1 protein-coding gene is annotated in these 1508 nt (G+C 28.1%); it reads left to right on the top strand.

Translation table 11 applies throughout. The annotated features are described in order from the left end of the window. Window positions 1-198: 198 nt before the first annotated feature. On the top strand, window positions 199-1508 hold a 1310-nt coding region (locus ACMOUI_RS12305), incomplete at its 3' end, for a UvrD-helicase domain-containing protein (protein ID WP_418965987.1).

Genomic DNA, 1508 nt, shown 5'->3' with positions numbered 1-1508 from the left:
TTCTATAACACCATTAAAAACTATAAAATTCTAACCTATAATCTACCTAAAGGTTATTGGATAAAAAAAATTGCTGGTAGTAACTCTCTTTATGAGTTTAGAGTCAATGATGGAGATAGAATCTTCTTTCTTTTTAACTCTTTCTCTCGAGATGATAGCCAGGGAAGTATTATTTTTTTAATATATTCTTCCCACGATATGGCTATAAAAAAGGCTAAGAGAAAAGAGATTAATGAAAGTAATTTAAAAGAGTTTATCGTATTTGATCAAGAGGACAATATTCAATCGATTGATGAAAACTTCTTTAATTATAACAATCTAATCACCTATGAGATTGTTGATGACTCACACTTTATTGAAAACTTTGAGAACAAGAGATATAAATACTACTATTTAAATGATGAACAGTATTCGTGTCTCGTGGACTTCCCACCGCATTTTGTCGCTGGAAGTGCTGGAAGTGGAAAAAGTACAATAACTTTAAGAAAACTGTTAAATTTAGAGGAAAACCATGACTTTTACAGCATAACCAAAGTTCTGTATTTAACAGCGAATAGATATTTAAAAGATAACTCTTTTGAACAGTATATGGAGTTTAGAAAAGGAGATACAAAAATTGCTGATTTTTTTACTTTAAAAGAGTTTCTATGTAAACTTTTAAAAATTTCATCTAACCAGATTGTGGAATTTTCTAAATTTAAAGATTTTTTTATTTTTTCCTATCCCAATAGAAAAAAATTTGATCTTTCTATTGAGGAGATTTTTTCTGAAATAAATGGAATAATTAAAGGTCTTATGATAAAAGGTGGAGCGGACAATTGGAATAGGGATCTTTCTAAACCTATGATCTCTTTAGATGACTATTTAAATCTAAGCTCTAAATACTCAACTTTAAATAGAGAACAGCGTATCTTTTTTTATGAGGTATGTCAAAAGTATAATCATTGGCTCAAACAGAACAAGCTCTATGACTTAAATGATCTGTCCATTGAACTTTTAAAAAAAGATATTCAATTTGATTTTATAATAGTTGATGAGATACAGGATTTAACAGAGATTCAAATTTTTGCTCTGACATCTCTTGCTAAAAATAAAGATAATATATTCCTCGCAGGAGATATTCATCAAATGATAAATGCCACTTTTTTTAACTTTGAAAGAATTAAAAATCTTTTCTACTCAAAGTATAACAAAAAAGTTAATATTAAAATATTATCTAAAAATTATAGAAGCTGTAAAAAAATAGTGGATTTAGCTAACTATTTTGGAGAGCTTAGAAACTCCTATATAGGTAATTTGGGAAGTGAAGACTATAAAGAGGTTGCCATTCAAAAAGATGGAGAGGTAAATTTGACTTCTATTAATTTTTCTCTTTTGGAAAATGCTCAAAATGATGCTAATTCAGCAATTGTAGTCCCTGATAACAATATAAAATCAGAACTTCTTGATCAATTACAAAATAAGCATAGAGTTTTTACAATCCAGGAGATTAAGGGATTGGAATATAA

Source organism: Cetobacterium sp., assembly GCF_048470075.1.
Classification (GTDB): Bacteria; Fusobacteriota; Fusobacteriia; order Fusobacteriales; family Fusobacteriaceae; genus Cetobacterium_A.
This window is presented reverse-complemented; position numbering and strand designations above follow the sequence as displayed.